This window comes from Polynucleobacter sp. JS-JIR-II-50 (assembly GCF_018687895.1).
Classification (GTDB): Bacteria; Pseudomonadota; Gammaproteobacteria; order Burkholderiales; family Burkholderiaceae; genus Polynucleobacter.
Genome location: NZ_CP061307.1, coordinates 170,097 through 191,470, shown reverse-complemented (window position 1 = coordinate 191,470; position 21,374 = coordinate 170,097). Strand labels below are relative to the sequence as shown.

General features: G+C 46.2%; 20 protein-coding genes. 8 read left to right on the top strand and 12 right to left on the bottom strand.

Going from position 1 to position 21,374, the window contains the following annotated elements; genetic code table 11:
- Position 1: 1 nt before the first annotated feature.
- On the bottom strand, positions 2-1,417 hold the full coding sequence (locus FD963_RS01045; RefSeq protein WP_215362551.1) for a sodium:solute symporter family protein: 1,416 nt from the start codon (positions 1,415-1,417) through the stop codon (positions 2-4).
- A gap of 118 nt (positions 1,418-1,535) precedes the next feature.
- Between FD963_RS01045 and FD963_RS01040 the strand changes: the two genes are divergently transcribed.
- Positions 1,536-2,510 (top strand): squalene/phytoene synthase family protein, encoded by a 975-nt coding sequence (locus tag FD963_RS01040; RefSeq protein WP_215362550.1) that lies wholly within the window; start codon positions 1,536-1,538, stop codon positions 2,508-2,510.
- Between the two features lie 6 nt (positions 2,511-2,516).
- Here FD963_RS01040 and FD963_RS01035 read toward each other — a convergent pair whose 3' ends face one another.
- Complete coding sequence (locus tag FD963_RS01035) at positions 2,517-3,029, bottom strand: methylated-DNA--[protein]-cysteine S-methyltransferase (protein WP_215362549.1); 513 nt, start codon at positions 3,027-3,029, stop codon at positions 2,517-2,519.
- A 118-nt stretch (positions 3,030-3,147) separates the two neighbouring features.
- On the opposite strand from FD963_RS01035, the gene FD963_RS01030 reads away from it, so the two are divergent.
- From FD963_RS01030 to zapD, 6 genes are read left to right on the top strand one after another with little or no spacing between them, the layout of a single operon-like run.
- Complete coding sequence (locus FD963_RS01030; protein ID WP_215362548.1) at positions 3,148-4,440, top strand: HlyC/CorC family transporter; 1,293 nt, start codon at positions 3,148-3,150, stop codon at positions 4,438-4,440.
- Positions 4,437-5,510: a GspE/PulE family protein gene (locus FD963_RS01025; protein WP_215362547.1), complete on the top strand. Its 1,074-nt coding sequence runs from the start codon at positions 4,437-4,439 to the stop codon at positions 5,508-5,510. Before FD963_RS01030 ends, FD963_RS01025 begins: the two co-directional genes overlap by 4 nt.
- Entirely contained in the window at positions 5,501-6,547 is a 1,047-nt protein-coding gene (locus FD963_RS01020) for a type II secretion system F family protein (protein ID WP_215362546.1), read from the top strand. Before FD963_RS01025 ends, FD963_RS01020 begins: the two co-directional genes overlap by 10 nt.
- Positions 6,547-7,047 (top strand): A24 family peptidase, encoded by a 501-nt coding sequence (locus tag FD963_RS01015; protein ID WP_215362545.1) that lies wholly within the window; start codon positions 6,547-6,549, stop codon positions 7,045-7,047. Before FD963_RS01020 ends, FD963_RS01015 begins: the two co-directional genes overlap by 1 nt.
- Entirely contained in the window at positions 7,002-7,688 is a 687-nt protein-coding gene (gene coaE / locus FD963_RS01010; RefSeq protein WP_215362544.1) for a dephospho-CoA kinase, read from the top strand. Before FD963_RS01015 ends, coaE begins: the two co-directional genes overlap by 46 nt.
- Before the next feature lie 53 nt (positions 7,689-7,741).
- Positions 7,742-8,452, top strand: a complete 711-nt coding sequence (gene zapD / locus FD963_RS01005) for a cell division protein ZapD (RefSeq protein ID WP_251367253.1) — start codon at positions 7,742-7,744, stop codon at positions 8,450-8,452.
- Here the strand turns inward: zapD and FD963_RS01000 are convergent.
- From FD963_RS01000 to secA, 6 genes are all read right to left on the bottom strand, one after another.
- Positions 8,449-8,865, bottom strand: a complete 417-nt coding sequence (locus FD963_RS01000; RefSeq protein ID WP_215362542.1) for an NUDIX domain-containing protein — start codon at positions 8,863-8,865, stop codon at positions 8,449-8,451. The genes zapD and FD963_RS01000 overlap by 4 nt on opposite strands.
- A 10-nt stretch (positions 8,866-8,875) precedes the next feature.
- The gene (locus FD963_RS00995; protein ID WP_215362541.1) at positions 8,876-9,733 is read right to left on the bottom strand and encodes an ATP-binding protein; all 858 of its coding nucleotides are present in this window, start codon (positions 9,731-9,733) and stop codon (positions 8,876-8,878) included.
- Between the two features lie 15 nt (positions 9,734-9,748).
- Positions 9,749-10,984, bottom strand: coding sequence for a bifunctional glutamate N-acetyltransferase/amino-acid acetyltransferase ArgJ (gene argJ, locus FD963_RS00990; RefSeq protein WP_215362540.1), 1,236 nt, complete (start codon positions 10,982-10,984; stop codon positions 9,749-9,751).
- An 82-nt stretch (positions 10,985-11,066) separates the two neighbouring features.
- The gene (locus FD963_RS00985) at positions 11,067-13,190 is read right to left on the bottom strand and encodes a molybdopterin cofactor-binding domain-containing protein (RefSeq protein ID WP_215362539.1); all 2,124 of its coding nucleotides are present in this window, start codon (positions 13,188-13,190) and stop codon (positions 11,067-11,069) included.
- Positions 13,191-13,204: 14 nt separating this feature from the next.
- Entirely contained in the window at positions 13,205-13,663 is a 459-nt protein-coding gene (locus FD963_RS00980) for a (2Fe-2S)-binding protein (RefSeq protein ID WP_215362538.1), read from the bottom strand.
- A gap of 173 nt (positions 13,664-13,836) precedes the next feature.
- Positions 13,837-16,602 (bottom strand): preprotein translocase subunit SecA, encoded by a 2,766-nt coding sequence (secA, locus tag FD963_RS00975; protein WP_215362537.1) that lies wholly within the window; start codon positions 16,600-16,602, stop codon positions 13,837-13,839.
- A gap of 54 nt (positions 16,603-16,656) precedes the next feature.
- On the opposite strand from secA, the gene FD963_RS00970 reads away from it, so the two are divergent.
- Positions 16,657-17,154 carry a hypothetical protein gene (locus FD963_RS00970; RefSeq protein ID WP_215362536.1) on the top strand — a complete coding sequence of 166 codons (498 nt, stop codon included), beginning with the start codon at positions 16,657-16,659 and terminating at the stop codon, positions 17,152-17,154.
- Positions 17,155-17,175: 21 nt separating this feature from the next.
- Here FD963_RS00970 and lpxC read toward each other — a convergent pair whose 3' ends face one another.
- The 4 genes from lpxC to ftsA all read right to left on the bottom strand — a co-directional run bounded on the left by lpxC (position 17,176) and on the right by ftsA (position 21,369).
- A complete protein-coding gene (gene lpxC, locus FD963_RS00965; protein WP_215362535.1) occupies positions 17,176-18,090 on the bottom strand; it encodes a UDP-3-O-acyl-N-acetylglucosamine deacetylase in 915 nt (304 codons plus the stop codon).
- Between the two features lie 47 nt (positions 18,091-18,137).
- Entirely contained in the window at positions 18,138-18,638 is a 501-nt protein-coding gene (locus FD963_RS00960; RefSeq protein WP_215321366.1) for a peroxiredoxin, read from the bottom strand.
- Positions 18,639-18,750: 112 nt separating this feature from the next.
- Complete coding sequence (gene ftsZ, locus FD963_RS00955; protein WP_072583388.1) at positions 18,751-20,091, bottom strand: cell division protein FtsZ; 1,341 nt, start codon at positions 20,089-20,091, stop codon at positions 18,751-18,753.
- Between the two features lie 48 nt (positions 20,092-20,139).
- Complete coding sequence (ftsA, locus tag FD963_RS00950; protein ID WP_215321364.1) at positions 20,140-21,369, bottom strand: cell division protein FtsA; 1,230 nt, start codon at positions 21,367-21,369, stop codon at positions 20,140-20,142.
- Positions 21,370-21,374: the final 5 nt, after the last annotated feature.

Genomic DNA, 21,374 nt, shown 5'->3' with positions numbered 1-21,374 from the left:
TCTAAACAGCTTTTAATGAATCTTTCGGCACAAGGCTACCTAAAATCATGCCGGCAATACTGGCGAATAGTCCGGCTAATTGGGGCGGCAATATGGCATTCGGAGCCAGAATCTCACAACTGATCCAAATCGTTAAGCCTCCAACTACGGCCAATAATCCGCCCAAGGAGTTTGCTCTGGGCCAATAAACCCCAAAAGCTAGCGGCACAAATGCGGCAACAAGAGTCACTTTATAGGCACTCTCCACCATCTTAAAAATAGAAAGCTCTGAGTTCACCGCAAAGAAAGTGACCACTACAGCAAAACATAAAACCGTAATCCGCATGACTTTCAACAAATCATGGTCAGATAAATGCTTGAAAAAACCTCGCACAATATTTTCAGCAAACGTTACCGATGGCGCTAATAAGGTAGCGCTGGCACAACTCTTAATGGCCGAGAGGAGCGCGCCAAAGAACATCACCTGGGCAATAAGTGGTGCGTGATTCAGAATGAGCTTAGGTAAGATCATCTGTGGATCGGTGGTGAGGTATTCCTTAACCAAATCCGGACTAATCAAGGTTGCCGAGTAAGCCAAATACATGGGCACAAAAGCAAAAATAAAGTAAAGCACACCGCCTAGTAAGGCCGCTTGGACAGCAATGTTCACATTTTTGGATGAGGTAATTCGCTGAAAGACATCTTGCTGAGGAATAGATCCCAGCATCATGGTGCATAAGGCGGCAACGAAGCCCAAGATCGAAGCCAAATTCATATCCGGCCAGAAGTTATTAAATTGGCCAGCAGCGGCTGCATGCTCAATGACCACGCCTATACCGCCAGTCTGTGAGGTCATCTCACCACCAATATAGAGCATGCCAATCACGATGATGATCATCTGAATGAAGTCTGTAATAGCAACCGACCACATCCCGCCAAATAAGGTGTAAATCAACACACTGGCGGCACCAATCATCATGCCGCCTGTCTGAGAAATACTTCCTTCAGAGACAACATTAAATACTAGCCCTAGAGCTTTAATTTGTGCAGCAACCCAACCCAAGTAAGAAACAACAATACAAAGGGTTACCAAAACCTCTACCGTACGGCCATACTTCTCGCGAAAAAAATCACCGATAGTGAGCATGCGACGGTTATAAAGATGGCGAGCAAAAAAGAGTCCCACCAAAATTAAACAAAGAGAGGAGCCAAAGGGATCCGCAACCACTCCCCCCAAACCTTCTTTGAGAAAAGTGGCCGGAATTCCTAAAACGGTTTCAGAGCCAAACCAGGTCGCAAATACAGTGGCGGTCACAATGGGCAAAGGCAGGCTGTGACCAGCCGCAGCAAAGTCCGCCGTATTTTTGACTCTTAGGGCTGCCCATAAGCCAATGCCGACTGAGATGACCCAGTAAATAATGACAAACCAAATTAGCACGCCCGAATACTCCTTGTGAAATTTGGTGAAATTATATGGCTATGTCACTTTTGGTAGTTAGTTAAAAGTACCAATGTGGATCACTCTAATTCGAGGGCCGGTCTGACATAATTCAAGAGTGAGAACACCAGAGCAAACCCCGACATTCAGTCCATCTGCCGATCTGGCCTACCAAAAGGCCATTCTGGGGTCTGTCTCACGTACTTTTGCTCTCACCATCCCGCTGCTACCCCCAAGCATAGAAAAGGTAGTCGGCAACACCTATTTGTTGTGCCGCATTATTGACACCATCGAGGATGCCGCAGATTTAGGACCGCAGAGTAAGCAATCACTATCGGCGCTGTTTTTGGATGCAGTGCTTGAGAGGGCTCCAGTTGAGGCATTTGTTGCACCCTGCCTCAACGCATTACAAAATTACAGCAACCAAGATGAGTTGGATTTAATTTCTCATACACCCACTGTTCTACGAATTTTGCATACTTGCTCTACTCAGGATCAAGTAGCCGTCAGTCGTTGCGTTTCTATCATGTCTGAAGGGATGTCTTTTTTCCATGGCAGACAAAACCAAGCTGGCCTTCAAGATCTTGCTGAGTTTGAACAATATTGCTATGTCGTGGCTGGCGTAGTTGGCGAACTGCTAACAACCATCTTTAGCAATCATTCCCATGCCTTTAAAGAAAAAATAGCAGGGCATGAAGATTTGGCTATCGCATTTGGACAAGCGCTGCAAATGACTAATATTCTCAAAGACTCCCCAGAGGACAAGGCCCGCGGGGTCTCCTGGAAGCCAATCAATGTTAGTCATGAAGCACTTCTAAGGCTGGCCTATGAAAAGCTTCAGGCCTCCCTGCATTACATTCTGTTGATTCCCAAACAGGAGCAGGGTATGAGACGTTTCTGCTTTTTGGCTTTTGGCCTAGCGGTAATGACCCTGTCGAAGATTGCGGATCGCAAAGAATTCGATAGCAAAGATGAAGTAAAACTTTCCAGAAACACCGTCATGAGTTTCTACAGCTTTACAAAGTGGGCCGTTAAAAGCGACATGGTGATGAAGATTTTTTTCAGTCTTAGCAGCAGATCACTCGCTAAATAAGCAAACCTACAAAGCACCTTCATGCCTTAAAAGCCAGAGCTTGATTTGGCGATACAGTCCTGGGGAGTTTTCTTTCATGAAACCACCAATACCTTGAGCAGACACCACTCGATGGCAAGGCGCTATTAGGGGGTAGGGATTGGCACCGCACGCTGTACCTACTGCTCGAGCCCCACTCTTAATCTTTTTCGCTAATTCACCATAGGTTTGTGTTTTACCAGCGGGTATATCTTGAATGCTAGCCCACACTTTTCTTTGATACTCAGTACCCGCAGGTTTTGTGGGTAAATCAAATTGCCAATGAGGATCCTGGAAGTAACCCTCGCACTGTCGAGCAACCTCTTTAGCCAGCTGATTGTGTGGAGCGATTAAAGCCGTATTGGCGGGCAAGTAATCAATCCTAGAAAGCATCAGGCTACCCTCCACCATTTCTGTCGAAATGCCAAGACACCCGAAAGGTGCCGCGATAACACAGTAGTTAGCACTATTTGAGCCTAAAGGGGTTGGTGAGGAAGCCATATCAAGTGATTCTCACATAAATAAACAAGAGGGATGACAGACCTTTATTCCATGGCTATAGCTTGAGAAATGCCACTTTGCTATATTGACTCATCCTTACTTTTTTCAGGCAGACCTTATGGACACCTTTTTTGACGATTGGCCGTTTTATAGCCAAGTTGCTCTAGTCCTATTTTTACTTGCGCTATCTGGCTTTTTCTCGATGGCAGAAACCAGCATGCTGTCATCGAATCGTCACCGCTTACGTGCAATGGCCAATGGCGGTAATGCGGGTGCGGCGCTAGCTGAGAGGCTCCTAAAGCGTATTGACTCATTGTTATCGGTGCTATTAATTTCGAATAATCTAATTAATACCGTTCTCCCCATTCTGGTAACGGGTATTGCCCTCCATATTTTTGGCGACAGTGGTCTCGTACTTTCTATCGCTACCTTAGTTGTTGCTCTACTCATCATCGTCTTTAGCGAGATTACCCCGAAGGTCATTGGAGCTGCTTTTCCAGAAAAGATTGCTTCCAATGTTGGCTGGTTTATTTTGCCCCTCACTTTTGTATTGAAACCGCTACTTTGGTTTATCAATAGCTTTGTTTCTGGTCTTATGAAAGTGTCTGGCCTGCAATCCTCATCTGATAGCAGGGCTATGAGCAAAGAAGAGTTACGCAGCCTAGTTTTGGAATCAAATCGTTTTGTCTCCAATCATCATCGCAACATCCTGCTCAACTTATTCAATTTGGAAAACATCACCGTTGATGATGTGATGACACCCAGGTCCAAGATTGAGGTTTTGGATCTATCAAGGCCTATTGATGAAGTGGTCCAGCAGCTGGAGACTTGCTATCACAATAAATTACCTGTTTGCGATGGTGACTCTGAGCGTATTGTCGGGATCCTTTCCGTCAAAAAGGCCTTGTCCTTGCTGGGCGATACTGACCTTAAGCATGAAGACTTTAGGGTGTTATTAAATGAGCCTTACTTCATCCCAAGTAGCACCCCGGTACTGCAGCAAATGCAATTTTTCCAAGACAACCAACAACGCTTAAGTTTGGTTGTGAATGAATATGGTGAAGTTCTGGGGTTAGTGACTTTTGAAGATATCGTGGAAGAACTCATTGGTGAATTTACGACCTCTCTCTCCAACCTCTCAACTGATCCGCATTGGCTCCCGAACGGAAGCTATCTAGCAACAGGCGGCGCCTCACTACGCGATCTGAATCGCTTACTCAACCTCGATCTCCCCTTGGATGGTCCGCGCACCTTAAATGGACTTATTCTCGACAAGCTCGAGGCCATCCCCGATCATGATGTCAGCATTCGCATTGCTGGCATCGTCATGGAAATTGTTCAATTTGACGAACAGGGCGTAAAAACAGTGAAACTGTATCGTCCTGCCAATCGGACTCCAGAACAAGATTGAGCGTTACCGCTGATGACTCACTGATCATTCGCACTTGGTATGAAATCGCTACATATGCCCTAGATGCTAGAGCGAGTGATATTCATATAGAGGCTGGGGTCCAGGCCACACTCATTCGTATTCGGGTCGATGGCCTGCTACAAATACAGTCACATTACCCGATTGAATTTCATGACCGCCTCATCACACGCATCAAAGTTCTGGCGCGCTTAGATATTGCAGAAAAACGTCTGCCGCAAGATGGGCGCCTTTGTATTGGCCATAACTTTTCCAAGCCTAATATTGATTGCCGGGTCTCAATCTTGCCAACGCTTCATGGAGAAAAGGCGGTTGTTCGCATACTGCCCAGTTGCGTAAAAGAGCTTGATCTTCAAGAAATTGGCCTCCTCTCGGAACAACTCGAGATATTCCAGCAAGCCCTTGCTCAATCCAACGGGCTGATCCTAGTGACAGGACCGACTGGGAGCGGCAAGACTCGAACGCTCTATAGCTGCCTTCGTGAGCTCAATCAAAATCATCGCAATCTTTGCTCGATAGAAGACCCTATTGAAATTCGTCTTGCTGGGGTCAATCAAGTGGCCTATCACCCGCGGGCAGGTTTGGATTTTCCAACCATCATTCGCGCCCTTCTTCGACAAGATCCGGATGTCATCATGATTGGAGAAATCCGTGATGCCGCTACAGCTCAGCTTGCTATTCAGGCAGCGCAAACCGGACATCTCGTTCTCAGCACCTTACATACCCGAAATGCTTGTGGGGCAGTCTCTAGACTGGGCCATCTAGGAGTAGATCAACAATCTCTGGAGTCCTGTCTCTTAAGCGTCAGCTCACAGCGCCTCGTGCGAAAAACTTGCTCACAATGTCTTGGCAGCAATGGCCAGACCGACTGCCCAAAATGTAAAGGGAGTGGCTACCTTGGGCGTATTGGAGTTCATGAAGTACTAAACAAAACCCATTTGTTTAACTCATCTACCTCATACGTCAGCATGCGAGATGCCGGACTAATTCATATACAAGCAGGTCTTATTAATCAAGCAGCCCTAGATGCAGAAGTGGGCACATGGCATTAAGCAAGCAGAACCAACTTCATTTTGCCGAGCAACTCGTAACATTGCTAGAGGCAGGCCTACCACTCCTCAACGCGATTGAACTCATTTATTTAACCGCCCCAAAGGCCTGGATTCCATGGGTGACTAGCATTCACACCCAGCTCAAAAAGGGCGAAAGTTTTTCTCAATGCTTACGCGCCCAAGCAAATCTATTCTCCATGGAATTTATTAATCTCATTCGCGTTAGTGAGCGCACTGGCGACTTTCTTCTGGCGCTAAAAACCATCTGTCAGCAACTAGAAGCCCAAATTGAATTGCGTCGAAAAATTCAACAGGCGATGAGTTATCCCGCCATCACTCTGACCAGCTCTTGCCTTCTAGTGATAGTGATGATGATTTGGGTTGTGCCCGTCTTTAAAGATGTTTTTGCTCATTTTCAAGCGGAGTTGCCAGCCCCGACTAAAATGTTAATTCAAGCATCCTCATGGTTTGAAGCGTTCTACCTTGAAATAGTGATAGCCCTCATCGGCTTTGCTGCGCTCTTTAGCCTTGCTTGGTCTAAGGCCCCCAAAATCCAAAAACATTGCGATCGACTGAGCTTCTATTTACCCATGATTGGGCAGCTTCTCAGATTGGCAACACTTACCTACTGGTGTCGGACATTGGGTCATCTCCTAAAGTCTGGATTACCCCTTCCAGATGCATTGAGAGTTACCGCACAATCATCTAACCACTGGCTCAGCCATGATTTCAGCGCTGAAATATTCAAACACCTCACCCGTGGCTGGTCACTCGGAGATGCCATAACAAAAGCAGATCCTAAGCACCTACTATTTGATCAGGAAACATTGCAGCTCTTACGAATAGGGTCTGAAAGTGGCGCACTCGCTGAAATGCTACAAAAGCGCGCATCAATATTGAGCTCTCAATTAAGCAATCGCTTAAACACCTTAAGCCAAAGCTTGGAGCCTTTATTAATCATTTTCGTTGGGCTCATTATTGGAAGTCTGGTCATAATCCTATATCTCCCCATCTTTAACCTAGGACAGATTGTTTAATGGGCAATGTTGTTTTTTTCGACTGGATACGAATCTGCCTGATAGCGATCTTGGTGTACTTAGCTTATTTCGATTTGCGCACCTTTCGCCTGCCCAATATCATCACCTTGCCGCTCATCTTGCTAGGCCTCTTGTTTAATGGCCTTGCAGATCAAGGCTTCATTTCTTTTCAAGATGCGATCATTGGAGCAACCCTAGGCTACGCCTGTCTTTGGCTCCTAAACCGTCTTTATCGGATAGTCAAAAAGCAAGATGGCATTGGAATGGGTGATGCCAAACTATTGGCAGCCTTGGGCGCTTGGCTCGGCTGGCTCGCATTACCCAGTATTTTGCTAATGTCATCCCTGACCGGACTGATTGGCGGCATTATCTGGCTGCAATGGAATAAACAAGATCATCGTTCAGCTTTTCCGTTTGGCCCTTTTCTGGCTATTGCTGGCATCATTGAGTTGTTATGGCCACAAACCCTACAAATCCTTCTTCTGAGCAAGCCGGCCTAGGCATCCTAAAAGGGCGTGTGCCCTTTGTAGGCCTTACTGGAGGCATTGGCTCAGGAAAAACTGCCGTGAGTGATCGGCTCGCTCAACTGGGCGCGGGCATTGTCGACACTGATCTCATCGCCCATCAGATCACCGCCTCAAATGGAGTCGCAATCCCCCTCATTCAAAAGCAGTTCGGCTCTGAGTTCATTGATTCAAGCGGGGCTCTAAATAGAGTCAAGATGCGTAGCCTAGTATTTTCCGATCCGGTGGCTAGGCAATCTTTAGAAGCAATTACCCACCCCCTCATAAGGGAAGAAACCATTCAGCAAACTAAACGGCTGATAACAGAAAAGGTTCCTTATCTTGTTTTTGTGGTGCCCCTATTGATCGAATCTGGCAATTGGGTCTCCCTGTTGGATTACCTCGTGGTGGTGGACTGCCCAGAGGAGACTCAAATTGAACGAGTGATGCAGCGCAGCAAATTATCCCGAAACGAGGTAGAAAGAATTCTCAAAGCCCAAGCCAGCAGACAAGAGCGCATCGCCAAAGCCGATATAGTCATTGAAAACCAAGGATCTTTTGAGAACTTAAAAACTGAAGTTTTGAAGTTGCACGAAAAAATCTTACAGATTCAGAAAGATCTCACCAGTTCGTCATAGAATATGGGCTTGTGATTGTCTACGAATACCCCTTTAACGAATTAGTTCGAAGCATGCTTCGACTGGAGTATTTGTTCGCCCGCTTCAACCACTTTGTCCGCTCTGATGACCCAGAGTTGCACCACAATGCCATCTCTGTTTTGTTTGATCTTGGTGACATTGGTGCACGCGGTGATATTAAATCTTTACTACTCAAAGAATTTGAGCGTCAAAAATATATGCTCAATGGATTGAAGTCATCCCAAAAAGTTGATCAAGAGGCGCTGACACAAACTCTTTCAGAAATTGATTCCGTTGCCGGCAGTATTAATCAATCAACAGGCAGACCCAACTCCGTGATTACCGAGAGTGAATGGTTAAATGCGATTCGCACTAGATTAAATATTCCAGGCGGCACCAGTCCAATTGATTTGCCTAGTTATCATGCCTGGAAAAATAGTCCATCATCTGAGCGGCGTGAATTGCTTGAAAAATATGTTGGGCCACTCTTGCCATGGCATGAGGCGTGCCAATTATTTTTACGACTGTTACGTCAATCAGGAGAGGCTAAAGATGTAGTCGCACACAATGGCTCTTTTCAGCAAGCTCCATCGGGCAAGGTCTATCAATTAATGCGCATTGCCGTAGAAGATGACGCTATGTTTTCTGAAATTAGCGCAAATAAATATTTGCTCTCAGTGCGTTTCTTAAAGTCCGAACGCGATAAAAAAGCACAGTTGGTGAATGCTGATGTGCCATTCAAACTCACCCTCTGCCAGCTTTAAGTCAAAAGGGCTCTTAGCCTTTCCAGCATGGGCCAGGCGGCGGGCAATAAAGGTTCAACACTAGGCTTTTCGGCAGCAAGCAACTCCCACGATAAGGCTTGATTCTCACAACCTTTGGGAACCCCTCTCCAATCGCGAATAATGCTCACATGTAAGCGAACATAGGCATGCGGGTAATCATGCTCCAGAACGGTAAGCTCTTCACTTGATTGAATATCAATACCAAGCTCTTCTTGAAGTTCACGCTTAAGCGCCTCGAAAACCGTTTCCCCTTTTTCGATTTTTCCACCTGGAACTTCCCAATAACCAGCGTAGGGTTTGCCTTCAGGTCTCTGCCCCAAAAGATAGCGCCCCTCAGAATCTAGCAAAATTCCTGCTGCTACTTCAGTAACTGGGCGCTTGATTTCACTCATCAAAAAGATCTTAAGCTTTTGAACCAGCCCAATGCTTAGCGAATTGCCAAGCAACGCGACCTGAGCGTGAGCCACGCTCCAATGCCCAAACTAAAGCTTCTGAACGCGCCGCTTCAATTTGCCCAGCACTTAAACCAAAATGCTGCAACCAATGCGCCACGATCGCCAAATACTCATCTTGTTTTGGCGGGTAAAAAGACAACCAAAGACCAAAGCGCTCTGATAAAGAAATCTTTTCTTCAACCACTTCACCAGGATGAATTTCACCATCGTCGTTATGAACGTAGGTCTCGTTATCCTTCATATACTCAGGCAATAAATGACGGCGATTAGAAGTGGCATAAATCAAAATATTGTCGACTTGCGCAGAAACAGAGCCATCTAAGGCTGATTTCATGGCCTTATAGCCGGATTCACCTTCCTCAAAGGAGAGGTCATCGCAAAAAATAATGAAGCGCTCTGGACGCTCAGCCAAAAGCTCGGTAATGTCAGCCAAATCAGCCAAATGCTCTTTCTCAACCTCAACTAGCCGCAAGCCTTGGCTGGCAAACTCATGCAAGCTCGCTTTGATCAATGAGGACTTTCCAGTTCCCCTAGCGCCAGTCAACAAAATATTGTTGGCAGGTTTTTTCTGAATAAAGTTTTTGGTGTTATCGCGTATGGCATCACGCTGACGATCAATATTCTGCAAATCCTCAAAAGTAATATCTGCCACGTACTTTACGGGCTGCAAAAATCCAATGCTGCCAAAGATACTATCGCGCCGACGCCATCTATATGCAGTAGATGATTTCCACTGCTCATCAGTTAATGGCTTTGGTAAAAAAGTATCGAGATGGTCTAAAAGACGGTCTAATTTTTCATTCATATTTTGGAGGGTCTTTTATGAGCGGTAATCTGCATTAATAGATACATAGTCATGCGACAAGTCACAAGTCCACATAGTTTGTGTAGCGTTGCCGCGGCCCAAGTCAATCTTGACGGTGATTTCTGGGGCCTGCATGACCCTCTGACCATCAGCCTCGAGATAGTCAGGATTGCGTCCACCATTTTTAGCAACCCAAACATCGCCTAACCACATTTGTACGTGATTCACATCTAAATCAGCGATACCTGCATAGCCAATCGCTGCCAGGATGCGGCCTAAATTAGGGTCGCTAGCAAAGAAAGCGGTTTTTACTAAAGGGGAATGGGCGACTGCCTTTGCAACCAGGCGGCACTCCTCAGAAGTCTTGCCACCAAGCACTTCGATCGTCATAAATTTGGTTGCACCTTCGCCATCGCGCACAATCATTTGCGCCAGCTTTCTAGCTAGTGCAATTAATGCATCTCGTAAGATCACATAACTAGGATCGTTCGCTGATTGAATTTGCACTGATGACTGGCCCGTCGCCATAATGATGAAAGAGTCATTAGTGGATGTATCACCATCAATAGTGATCGCATTAAATGAAAGATCTGCTATCTCACGAGTAAGACCGCTCAATAGGCCAGGTGCAAATCCAGCATCAGTAGCAATAAATCCCAGCATGGTTGCCATATTGGGGTGAATCATGCCAGCGCCCTTACAGATACCAGTAATGGTCACCATTCCTGCAGGCGTTTGTACAGTTTCTGAAGTAGCTTTAGGCTGAGTATCTGTGGTCATGATGGCTTCAGCCGCATCAAACCAATTATCCTCGCCTAGGTTTGAGACTGCCTTTGGCAAAGCGCTAATAATTTTCTCAATCGGGAGCGACTCAAGAATCACGCCTGTAGAAAAAGGCAAAATCTGCTCTGGATGAATCTTCAGATCCTTAGCCAAAGCTGCGCAGGTTTCTAAGGCGTGTTTCATACCAGATTCACCAGTCCCAGCATTAGCATTGCCGGTATTCACTACAAGGGCTCGGATTTCACCATTACGACCCTCTTGCGCCAAATGCTCGCGACAAACTTGTACTGGAGCAGCGCAAAAGCGATTTAGAGTAAAAACACCAGCTACCTGGGAACCAGGAGCTAAAGTCATCACCAATAAATCTTTGCGATTTGCCTTCTTGATACCGGCTTCGGCGATGCCCATCTCAAAACCTTTGATGGGCTTTAGTTCGGCTTTTGTGGGGAGGGGTAAGTTAACGGTCATAGTCTGATAATTGTAGATGAGGCTCAAAAATAAAGCGCACCTTCTAGGCGCGCTTTATTTTGGTTAAACCCCATTACAGATACTACGCCTTGATTGGCAACTCCCGAATCCGCTTGCCAGTTGCTGCAGCAATTGCGTTGACCAGAGCTGGGGCCACTAAAGGCACCCCAACCTCACCCAAGCCACCCGGCTTCTCCTGACTTGGCACCAAATGCACCTCAACGACAGGCACTTGATTTTGTCGCAAGCTGGGGTAGTTATTGAAGTTATTCTGCTGAACCCGGCCATTCTCAATCGTAATTTCATTGCTTAAGGCTGCACTCAAGCCGTAAATCACGCCACCAGTGAGCTGCGCTCTTGCCTGGTCAGGATGTACTGTAATTCCGCAATCAGAAACGAAAGTAATTTTCTTAACCTTAGTCTCTTTAGCCGCAGAATCCAATTCAAGGATGCAAGCAGAATAAGTGTCATAACACTCCATCTGCGCAACACCAAAACGCTTACTACCAGGCACATATCCAGACTTTTTCACCGCCAACTCAAGGACGGCTTTTGCTCGAGGGTGCTTGCCTAAAGATGCTATCCGATATGCAACGGGATCCTTCCCAGCAGCTTTAGCGGCCTCATCTACGAAACTCTCAATTGCAAATGCATTTAGCGCATTACTGACTGAGCGCCAATAACCCACTCGAAGCCCGGTATCCGTAATCACGTTAGTAATTTCTAAATTGGGAATCTCATAAGTAATATTGTTCGAGCCTTCCACCATGAATGGATCAAAACCATCTTTCACAAAACCAGGAAAGGCTCGTGCAGTCACTGACTGAGAAACCATTTTGGCTTTCAAGGAAGCTAACTGACCATTGGCACCCAAGACCCCATCCACTTTATGAATACTCATAGGGCGATAGAAGTCATGGGTAATGTCATCCTCCTTGGTCCAAAGCATCTTGACTGGCATACCAGCGGCTTTAGAAATTTCAGCGGCCTGACGAATAAAGTCCAACTCCAACTTGCGGCCAAATCCACCACCCAGGAAGGTAGTTTCAATCGTGACATCTTCCGGCTTAACTCCAGCTGCAGCAGCAGCTACCGCCTGCCCACCTTGCTGAAATTGAATTGGCCCAATAATTCTGCACTTACCATTAGATACATCAGCAGAACAGTTCACAGGCTCCATAGTGGAGTGGGCTAAGTATGGCAAAAAGTATTGGGCACTAAGCGGCTTGCCATTGACAACGGTAGCATTAGAATCACCCACCGCTTTAATCACAGCACCCTTTTTAGATAAACCATCCTCTAATGACTTACGAACAACAGCATTGTTCAGATTCGCATTAGATCCTTCATTCCAGGTAATTTTCAGGGCATCCCTACCCTTACGCGCCGTATAAAAATCTTTAGCCAATACTGCAACACCATCCGAAATCTGGACAACTTTAATCACTCCAGTCACCTTCATTGCAGCGGAAGCATCAAAGGATGTAGGCGTACCTCCAATAACAGGGCACTGCGCTAAAGATGCAATTGCCATACCTGGAATCTTGACGTCAATTCCATAAACTGCCTTACCAGCAACCTTGCTTGGCGTATCCAAGCGACGCATTGTTTCTTTGCCAATCACCATAAAATTCGCAGGCGACTTTAAGGCTGGTTTTTCTGGAAGAGGCAACTTAGCTGCATCTGCAGCCAATTCTCCGTAGGTAGCTGATTTGCCACTTGAATGCGTTACCTTGCCATTCATAGCCTTACAGTCGGCAGCTGACACGTTCCAACGTTGAGCTGCGGCCTGAATTAAGACCATACGAGTTGCAGCTCCAGCAGTTCTTAATTTATCGAAGGCCTCACGAACTGAAGTTGAGCCTCCAGTAATTTGCCCGCCCAACATCGCATTGATGTAAACAGGGGCAACCCCAGCAATCTCAACCCGAATCATTGAGAGAGGTAAATTTAATTCCTCAGCTAGCAAAGCTGGCAAAGAGGTATATACGTCCTGACCCATCTCAGAGCGAGCACAAATGAGCGTAATTTGATTATTAGGGGTAATTTGCACCCAAGCGTTTGCTAAGACAGGCTTTGCAACATCCCCTACAGCAGCCTCACTTGTCATCGGCAGATGCATCCCAACAACAAAGGCACCGCCAAGCGCAGCGCTTTGCTGAATAAATTGACGACGGCTGTTGCTTTTTAAAGATTGATTTTTCATATGATCTTTATCCTTTATGCCAATTTATCTGCAGCACGTTTGACTGCTTTTTCGATACGGGAATAGGTGCCGCAGCGACAAATATTTCCGCTCATGGCATTTTTAATATCATCACTACTAGGCTGTTTTTTCTTTGCCAATAAATCAGCTGCAGACATCATTTGCCCAGTCTGACAATATCCACACTGAGGTACATCGAACTCGATCCAAGCATCTTGAAGTGCTTTGCCAACCTTTGCCGTTAAACCCTCGAGTGTGGTAACTGACTTACCGCCCGCAGCAGATATGGGTGTAGAGCAGGAACGGATGGCGGCACCCTCCAAATGAACAGTACAGGCGCCACAAAGTCCTGCGCCACAGCCATACTTCGGACTCGTTACATCTAAATGGTCGCGCAAGACCCAGAGAATCGGCGTTTCAGGATCCCCATCGAAATTAACAGCTTTACCGTTGAGAGTAAAAGACACGACCATAATGCCCCCTTATTTAAATTTGAGATGTAAAAGACAAAGCAAATATTTTTGCACTTACAAATCATGACAGATCTACAGAATCTGAGGGGATTCTTGTAATTAGGGATTCCACCAAGAAAAATGGCTCAGATTTATCTGAGCCATTCAAGCACCATTAACCGTGGATCACTCCCTTAAGTCAACGCACCGCAGCAATTTTTATACTTCTTACCGCTACCGCACGTACAAGGATCGTTGCGACCTACCTTTGGACCTGTGCGCAGAGGTGCGGGTTGAATATCAATAGCGGCGCCGCGATCACCTGTTGATCCAGCCACCTCTTTCTCAGGATCGGCATGCTGATACTGAACATCAGAAAGCTTAGCCAAATCATCATTCATCGACTCGGATGCTTGATCTAATTCATTGGCACTACGAATCTGAACAGTCATGATGCTTTTCACAACATCATTCTTGATGATATTGAGCAATTCACCATACAGCTCAAATGCTTCGCGGCGGTACTCTTGCTTAGGATCCTTCTGTGCATAACCGCGCAAATGAATACCCTGCCGCAAATGATCCAAAGCAGCCAAGTGTTCACGCCAGTGACTATCTAAGCTATACAAAAGTACAGAGCGCTCAAAGCCTGCAAAAGATTCACGTCCAGAGAGTTCGACCTTTGCATCGTAGGTCTCTCTAGCAGCATCCAATACACGGTCAACAATTTCTGCATCATCTACAGTCTCGGCACCTTCAACCCAATTTCTGAGATCAATTGTGAGACCCCACTCACTGGCTAGAACATTTTCTAATCCAGTTAAGTCCCACTGTTCTTCCATAGACTCCAGGGGAACATAAACCGAGCAAACGGAACGCAAAACATCTTCGCGCAAATTGGCAATTAAGTCGCCAATATCAGCACTCTCGAGCACTTCATTCCTGAGGCGGTAAGTTTCTTTACGCTGATCATTAGCAACGTTGTCATATTCCAGCAATTGCTTACGAATATCAAAGTTGCGACCCTCAACCTTGCGTTGAGCAGACTCAATAGAGCGCGTTACCATGCCCGCTTCAATCGGCTCACCATCGGGCATCTTGAGACGCTCCATGACAGCACGTAAACGATCGCCCGCAAAGATACGTAGCAGCGAATCATCCAATGAAAGGTAGAAGCGGGAAGAGCCAGGATCACCTTGACGACCCGAGCGACCTCTTAGTTGGTTATCGATACGACGACTCTCGTGTCGCTCGGTACCGATGATATGCAAACCACCTGCAGTGAGAACTTGGTCATGAATACTTTGCCACTCATCCTGCAACTGCTTGATTTTGACTGCTTTATCAGCATCAACCAGTGAGCTATCGGCCTCAATCAAAGAAGACTGCTTGCCGACATTACCGCCAAGCACGATATCAGTACCGCGGCCTGCCATATTAGTAGCAATCGTGATCATTTTTGGGCGGCCAGCTTGAGCAATAATTTCCGCTTCGCGAGCATGCTGTTTTGCATTTAAAACTTGATGCGGTAATTTACGTTGATCCAATAGGTTCGCAATCAACTCAGAGTTTTCAATCGAAGTGGTACCCACCAGCACTGGTTGGCCACGTTCATAGCAATCTTCGATATCTTTAATCACCGCGTCATAGCGTTCGCGAGATGACTTGTAGATCTGATCTTGCTTATCTTTTCTTTGGCTAATGCGATTTGGCGGAATCACAACTGTTTCCAAGTTGTAGATTTCTTTAAATTCATACGCCTCAGTATCGGCAGTACCGGTCATACCGGCTAACTTGCCATACATGCGGAAATAATTTTGGAAAGTAATTGTCGCTAGGGTTTGATTCTCATTTTGAATCTGCACGCCCTCTTTGGCTTCGACAGCTTGATGCAATCCATCAGACCAACGACGACCTTGCATTAAACGACCAGTAAATTCATCCACGATGATGACTTCACCATTCTGGACAACGTATTGTTGATCGCGGTGATATAGAGTGTGTGCGCGCAGAGCAGCGTACACGTGATGCATCAAAGTAATATTTTGTGGCGCGTAAAGAGAATCGCCATCATTGAGAGCGCCCAATTGGACCAATACAGACTCAGCTTTGTCATGACCTTGTTCGGTCAAATAAACCTGCTGAGACTTCTCGTCTACCCAGTAGTCGCCTGGCTTCTCAACACCTGTGCCATCAGCCTTCTCTTCACCAATTTGACGCTCTAAATGAGATGGCAGGGCATTTATCTTGACATAAAGATCGGTGTGATCTTCAGCCTGACCAGAAATGATTAATGGGGTACGAGCTTCATCAATCAGAATGGAGTCGACTTCGTCAACGATCGCATAAGCTAAACCGCGTTGCACGCGCTGATCCAAATCCTGAACCATATTGTCGCGCAAGTAATCGAAGCCAAATTCATTATTGGTGCCGTATGTAATATCAGCGGCATAAGCTTCTTGCTTAGTAGTGTGATCCATTTGAGATAGATTCACACCTACCTTCATACCCAAGAAGTTATACAACTTGGACATCCATTCGGCATCACGCTGCGCTAAATAATCATTCACCGTGACAACATGAACACCTTTACCAGTCAAAGCATTCAAATAGACTGGAAGAGTCGCCGTTAAGGTTTTTCCTTCCCCTGTGCCCATCTCGGCAATCTTGCCTTGATGCAAGGCTAGACCACCCAGAATCTGCGCATCAAAGTGGCGCATCTTCATAACGCGTGCGCTAGCCTCACGAACCACCGCAAATGCTTCTGCAGCGATGTCATCTAAGGACTCTCCAGCAGCAAGGCGTGACTTGAATTCTGCAGTTTTTGCAGCAAGCGCAGAGTCATCCAAAGATTGCAGGCTCGCCTCAAAAGTGGCGACCTTAGCAACGACTTTGCGATACTGTTTTAAGAGGCGGTCGTTACGACTGCCGACCAGGGTTTTAAGAAGACCGATTACCATGGGATATTGAAGAAAATTAAGTCCTTGAGTTTATCACCCGCAACCCCATTTTTTATGAACTTTAGCCCTAAATCATCCCGCAAGCCTACAGCTCACGACTGGATGGATTACCTACGTGAATCTGATGGTCTTGGGGGAATTTTGGCTAAAACCGAAGATCTAGCCAAACTCAAGACAATCATCAACTCAGCCTTAACGAAGCTTGATTTAGACCATCTGAGCCCAAAAATTGAAGCTGGTTGGCGTTCTGGTTCACAAGATGAGCTATTTTTACTGGTCAGTAGCGCTAGCATTGCCAGTCGCTTACAGCAAATATTACCCAGTCTAATCAATGAGTTAAGTAAATCTGGGTTGCCTTGTAAGGCAATAAAAGTGCGAGTTAAACCCGCTCCGCCCGCTTGGGAAGTTAAGCCCCGCCAAGATCAGCGTGAAAAGCCAAAAGGATTAAATGAGGTTGCCAAAAAATCCTGGGAATCGTTATTGGAGAAGTTAGGGCCAGACTCTGGTTTACGCTCCTCCATTGAGAAGCTGCTGAAAAATAAACCAAAGTAGCTCAAAACTACTTCAGCGCCCTTAGAAAAAGAGAGGCTGGCTTTCTTGAGAGTAGGCACCTGGAGCCTTATTTTCAGCAAAAGAGCTGATTTCATAAGAACTAGGGTCTTCTAAAAGCTTACGCAAAAGTGCGTTATTCAGAGCGTGGCCTGATTTCTCGGCAATATAAGCTCCCACAATAGGATGGCCAATCAGATACAGATCGCCAATCGCATCTAATATTTTGTGACGCACAAATTCATCCTCATAACGAAGTTCTTCGTTATTTAAAATGCGGTGCTCATCTAAAACAATCGCGTTATCCAAGCTACCACCACGCGCCAATCCCATTTCGCGTAATGCTTCTACTTCATGTGCAAATCCAAAAGTCCGCGCGCGGCCAATTTCACTGCGGTAGGCTTGTTCTGCAAAATCAACCACAAAACGTTGCCCTGTTTTATCTACCGCAGGATGCTTGAAGTCAATCGTGAAATCTAACTTAAACCCAAAGAATGGTTCTAAGCGCGCAAGCTTGTCGCTCTCGCGAACCTCTACTGGTTTTTTAATCACTACAAATTGACGTGGTGCATCTTGTTCTGCAATACCAGCTGATTCAATTAAGAATAAGAATGAAGCGGCGCTACCATCCATGATGGGCACTTCTTCACCATCAAGCTCAATCAATAAATTATCAAGACCAAGACCAGCACAGGCTGAAAGCAGATGCTCTACTGTAGAAACACGCACACCATCTTTTTGAATAACCGAGGCAAGCCTTGTATCACATACAGCTAAGGCAGTTGCAGGTACAACCGACTGCTCGGGTGTATCCACCCTCACGAACTGAACCCCTGAATTTACTGGTGCAGGCTTAATGGAAATCATCACCTTACGACCAGAATGTAAGCCAATCCCCACGGTCTTAACCGGAGTGGCAATGGTGCGTTGCTTCATCATATTTCGATATTTAAATTCAGGGGGGATTTGTTATATGAGGGTTTGAATTACAGCTTTTTCAAGATGGAAGCAGCGTCACTTACTTCAAACTTACCAGGAGCTTCGCGGTCTAATGACTTCACCACACCATCTTCAATAATCATGGCATAACGATCTGAGCGAACACCAAAACCACGCGCAGTGAGATCCAACTCTAAACCAAGCTTTTTGGTGAACTCAGCACTGCCGTCGCCTAGCATGCGAATCTTTTTGCCAACTTTTTGATCGCGTCCCCATGCACCCATCACAAACGGATCATTTACAGAAACACACCAAATTTCGTCAACACCTTTAGCTTTAATCGCATCATAGTGCTCAACATAACCAGGCACATGCTTTGCAGAGCAGGTTGGTGTAAACGCGCCAGGCAATGCAAACAACACAATCTTTTTTCCAGCTACCAGCTTTTCAACTTCAAAAGCATTTGGCCCTAAGGAGCAGCCTTCGGTCTCTTCATTCATAAATTCATAAAGAGTAGCGTTCGGTAATTTTTGTCCAACAGCAATCATGACATCTCCAATAAATAATTGTTAGTAAGCATGCCAACGCAAGCGCGGGATTCGTCGTCCGGAGGGGCGCCGCGCTGGCATTTCGCAATTACCTATTGTATTAAGCAGTTAATTAATCTGCTTGTTTACGTAAAAAGGCTGGAATTTCATAGTAATCAGCCCCTTTGTCCAACATGGATTTAGCCTGAGGGGAGCTATCCGCACCTAATGTAGGCGCAGGAGTCGCTTCACGAGAGCTACGAAAAACCCGTGGCAAGTCATACTGGCTATAGTCCACGCCTGTGCTTGCCGGTTGAGCTGCCATTGCTGGAGCACTACCAGTTCCTGTCAAGGCTAAACCTGCGCTAGTACTTAAAGCCGAATCCACACTGACCTTGCTCATTGCTGCTGATGCGCTAGCAGGAGCAAAGCTATTGAGGTCTGCCATCGTTGGCATTGCATCATGAGTACCAGTAGCTTGTCTCCAAACTACTTCAGGTTGGTTGTTTTTACGTGCTTGAGGATTATTCAAGCCAGTAGCAACCACAGTTACACGTAAGGCGTCGCCTAGGCTCTCGTCATAAACAGTGCCAAAGATTACGGTTGCATCATCAGCGGCATAACCACGAATCGCCGCCATGACTTCGCGAGTCTCAGACAATTTCAATGAACGGCTAGCAGTAATGTTTACCAACACACCACGTGCACCTGACAGATCAACACCTTCGAGCAATGGGGATGCTACTGCAGCTTCGGCAGCTAAGCGTGCACGATCCATGCCGGAAACAGTTGCCGTTCCCATCATGGCTTTTCCTTGCTCACCCATTACTGTTTTAACGTCTTCAAAGTCAACGTTGATCAAGCCCTGAACATTGATGATTTCTGCAATGCCAGATACTGCGTTATGCAATACATCATCCGCACAAGCAAATGCCTTATCGAACTCAGCATCTTCACCCATCACTTCAAAGAGTTTTTCATTGAGTACAACAATCAATGAATCTACATATGACTCGAGTTCTGCAGCGCCATTCTCAGCAACCTTCAAGCGCTTTACGCCCTCGAAATCAAATGGCTTACTAATGACACCAACAGTCAAAATGCCCATTTCTTTAGCTACTTGAGCCACGATTGGGGCCGCTCCAGTTCCTGTACCACCACCCATACCAGCAGTGATGAACACCATGTGTGCGCCTTGCAATGTATCGGCAATGCGAGCACGCGCTTCTTCAGCAGAAGCTGCGCCGATTTCCGGTTTGGCGCCAGCACCTAATCCGCTAGAACCCAGTTGCAAATTCACAGATGCCTCAGAGCGCTGTAAAGCGCCAGCATCGGTGTTCATGCAAATGAACTCTACGCCATTAACACCGCGACGGATCATATGCTGGACAGCATTGCCACCAGCGCCACCGACTCCAACCACTTTAATAATGGTCTTGCCAGCTGTTTCTTGATCTAACATTTCAAATTCCATATACCCTCCTAGGTAAATACGTACTACGTTGACGACGACGAAAAAAACTTAAAAATTTCCTGCAAACCATTCTTTCATGCGCGATATAACACCTTGTAACGCGCCTGATTGAGAAACACGACGGCCGCGCAATAGCTGCGCTTGACCTTCCATCAGCAAACCAATGCTGGTGGCATATCTGGGACTACGTAAGACCTCATGGAGATGTCCACGGTATTCAGGTGTACCGATACGAGCAGGCCTCAAGAAGACTTGTTCTGCCAACTCCACCATGCCCGGCATTAACGCAGTGCCGCCCGTTAAAACAATTCCAGAAGAAACCATATCTTCGTAACCGGAGTCACGAACTACGCCTCTTACCAGCGTAAATAACTCTTCAACACGTGGCTCAATTACTGCCGCCAAAGCTTGCTTAGACATTGGGCGTGGCTCACGGTCACCGACACCAGGAACATCAATCATTGCGGTTGGATCAGCCATCTCTTGACGAGCAATACCATGCGCAATTTTCAAATCTTCAGCATCAATCGTTGGCGTGCGCAATGCCATCGCAATATCATTCGTAATTTGATCGCCAGCAATTGGAATAACCGCTGTATGGCGAATAGAGCCCTGACAATAAATTGCAATATCCGTTGTACCGCCACCAATATCTACCAATACAACGCCAAGCTCTTTTTCATCCTCGGTTAACACTGCTAAGCTTGAAGCTAAAGGCTGCAAGATGAGGTCGTTAACTTCGAGACCACAACGACGTACACACTTCACAATATTTTGCGCAGCACTTACAGCGCCAGTAACAATGTGCACCTTCACTTCTAGGCGCAAACCACTCATACCAATTGGCTCGCGTACATCTTCTTGGCCGTCAATGATGAATTCTTGAACAAGGATGTGCAAAATCTGCTGGTCAGTTGGGATGTTGATTGCTTTTGCAGTTTCGAGAACGCGTTCAACATCACCAGAGCCAACTTCTTTATCGCGTATTGCAACCATACCGCTCGAGTTAAAACTCACAATGTGATTACCAGCAATACCCGTAAAGACTTGCACAATCTGACGATCGGCCATCACTTCAGCCTCTTCAAGCGCCTTCTGAATAGACTGAACGGTAGCTTCAATATTGACTACAACGCCCTTCTTCAATCCTTTGGATGCCGTTTGACCAACACCCACTACGTTGAATTGGCCATCTGGAGCTAATTCAGCAACCAAGGCAACCACCTTGGAAGTTCCAATATCTAAACCAACCAAAATATCGCGATTGTCTTTACTCATTACCA

Bases quoted from the DNA above. Each gene is read 5' to 3' on its own strand.
- FD963_RS01035 (WP_215362549.1), bottom strand. From the start codon at position 3,029: ATGGCTTCCTCACCAACCCCTTTAGGCTCAAATAGTGCTAACTACTGT.
- FD963_RS01030 (WP_215362548.1), top strand. From the start codon at position 3,148: ATGGACACCTTTTTTGACGATTGGCCGTTTTATAGCCAAGTTGCTCTA.
- FD963_RS01020 (WP_215362546.1), top strand. From the start codon at position 5,501: ATGGCATTAAGCAAGCAGAACCAACTTCATTTTGCCGAGCAACTCGTA.
- FD963_RS01015 (WP_215362545.1), top strand. From the start codon at position 6,547: ATGGGCAATGTTGTTTTTTTCGACTGGATACGAATCTGCCTGATAGCG.
- coaE (WP_215362544.1), top strand. From the start codon at position 7,002: ATGGCCACAAACCCTACAAATCCTTCTTCTGAGCAAGCCGGCCTAGGC.
- zapD (WP_251367253.1), top strand. From the start codon at position 7,742: ATGCTTCGACTGGAGTATTTGTTCGCCCGCTTCAACCACTTTGTCCGC.
- FD963_RS01000 (WP_215362542.1), bottom strand. From the start codon at position 8,865: ATGAGTGAAATCAAGCGCCCAGTTACTGAAGTAGCAGCAGGAATTTTG.
- FD963_RS00995 (WP_215362541.1), bottom strand. From the start codon at position 9,733: ATGAATGAAAAATTAGACCGTCTTTTAGACCATCTCGATACTTTTTTA.
- argJ (WP_215362540.1), bottom strand. From the start codon at position 10,984: ATGACCGTTAACTTACCCCTCCCCACAAAAGCCGAACTAAAGCCCATC.
- FD963_RS00985 (WP_215362539.1), bottom strand. From the start codon at position 13,190: ATGAAAAATCAATCTTTAAAAAGCAACAGCCGTCGTCAATTTATTCAG.
- FD963_RS00980 (WP_215362538.1), bottom strand. From the start codon at position 13,663: ATGGTCGTGTCTTTTACTCTCAACGGTAAAGCTGTTAATTTCGATGGG.
- secA (WP_215362537.1), bottom strand. From the start codon at position 16,602: ATGGTAATCGGTCTTCTTAAAACCCTGGTCGGCAGTCGTAACGACCGC.
- FD963_RS00970 (WP_215362536.1), top strand. From the start codon at position 16,657: ATGAACTTTAGCCCTAAATCATCCCGCAAGCCTACAGCTCACGACTGG.
- lpxC (WP_215362535.1), bottom strand. From the start codon at position 18,090: ATGATGAAGCAACGCACCATTGCCACTCCGGTTAAGACCGTGGGGATT.
- FD963_RS00960 (WP_215321366.1), bottom strand. From the start codon at position 18,638: ATGATTGCTGTTGGACAAAAATTACCGAACGCTACTCTTTATGAATTT.
- ftsZ (WP_072583388.1), bottom strand. From the start codon at position 20,091: ATGGAATTTGAAATGTTAGATCAAGAAACAGCTGGCAAGACCATTATT.
- ftsA (WP_215321364.1), bottom strand. From the start codon at position 21,369: ATGAGTAAAGACAATCGCGATATTTTGGTTGGTTTAGATATTGGAACT.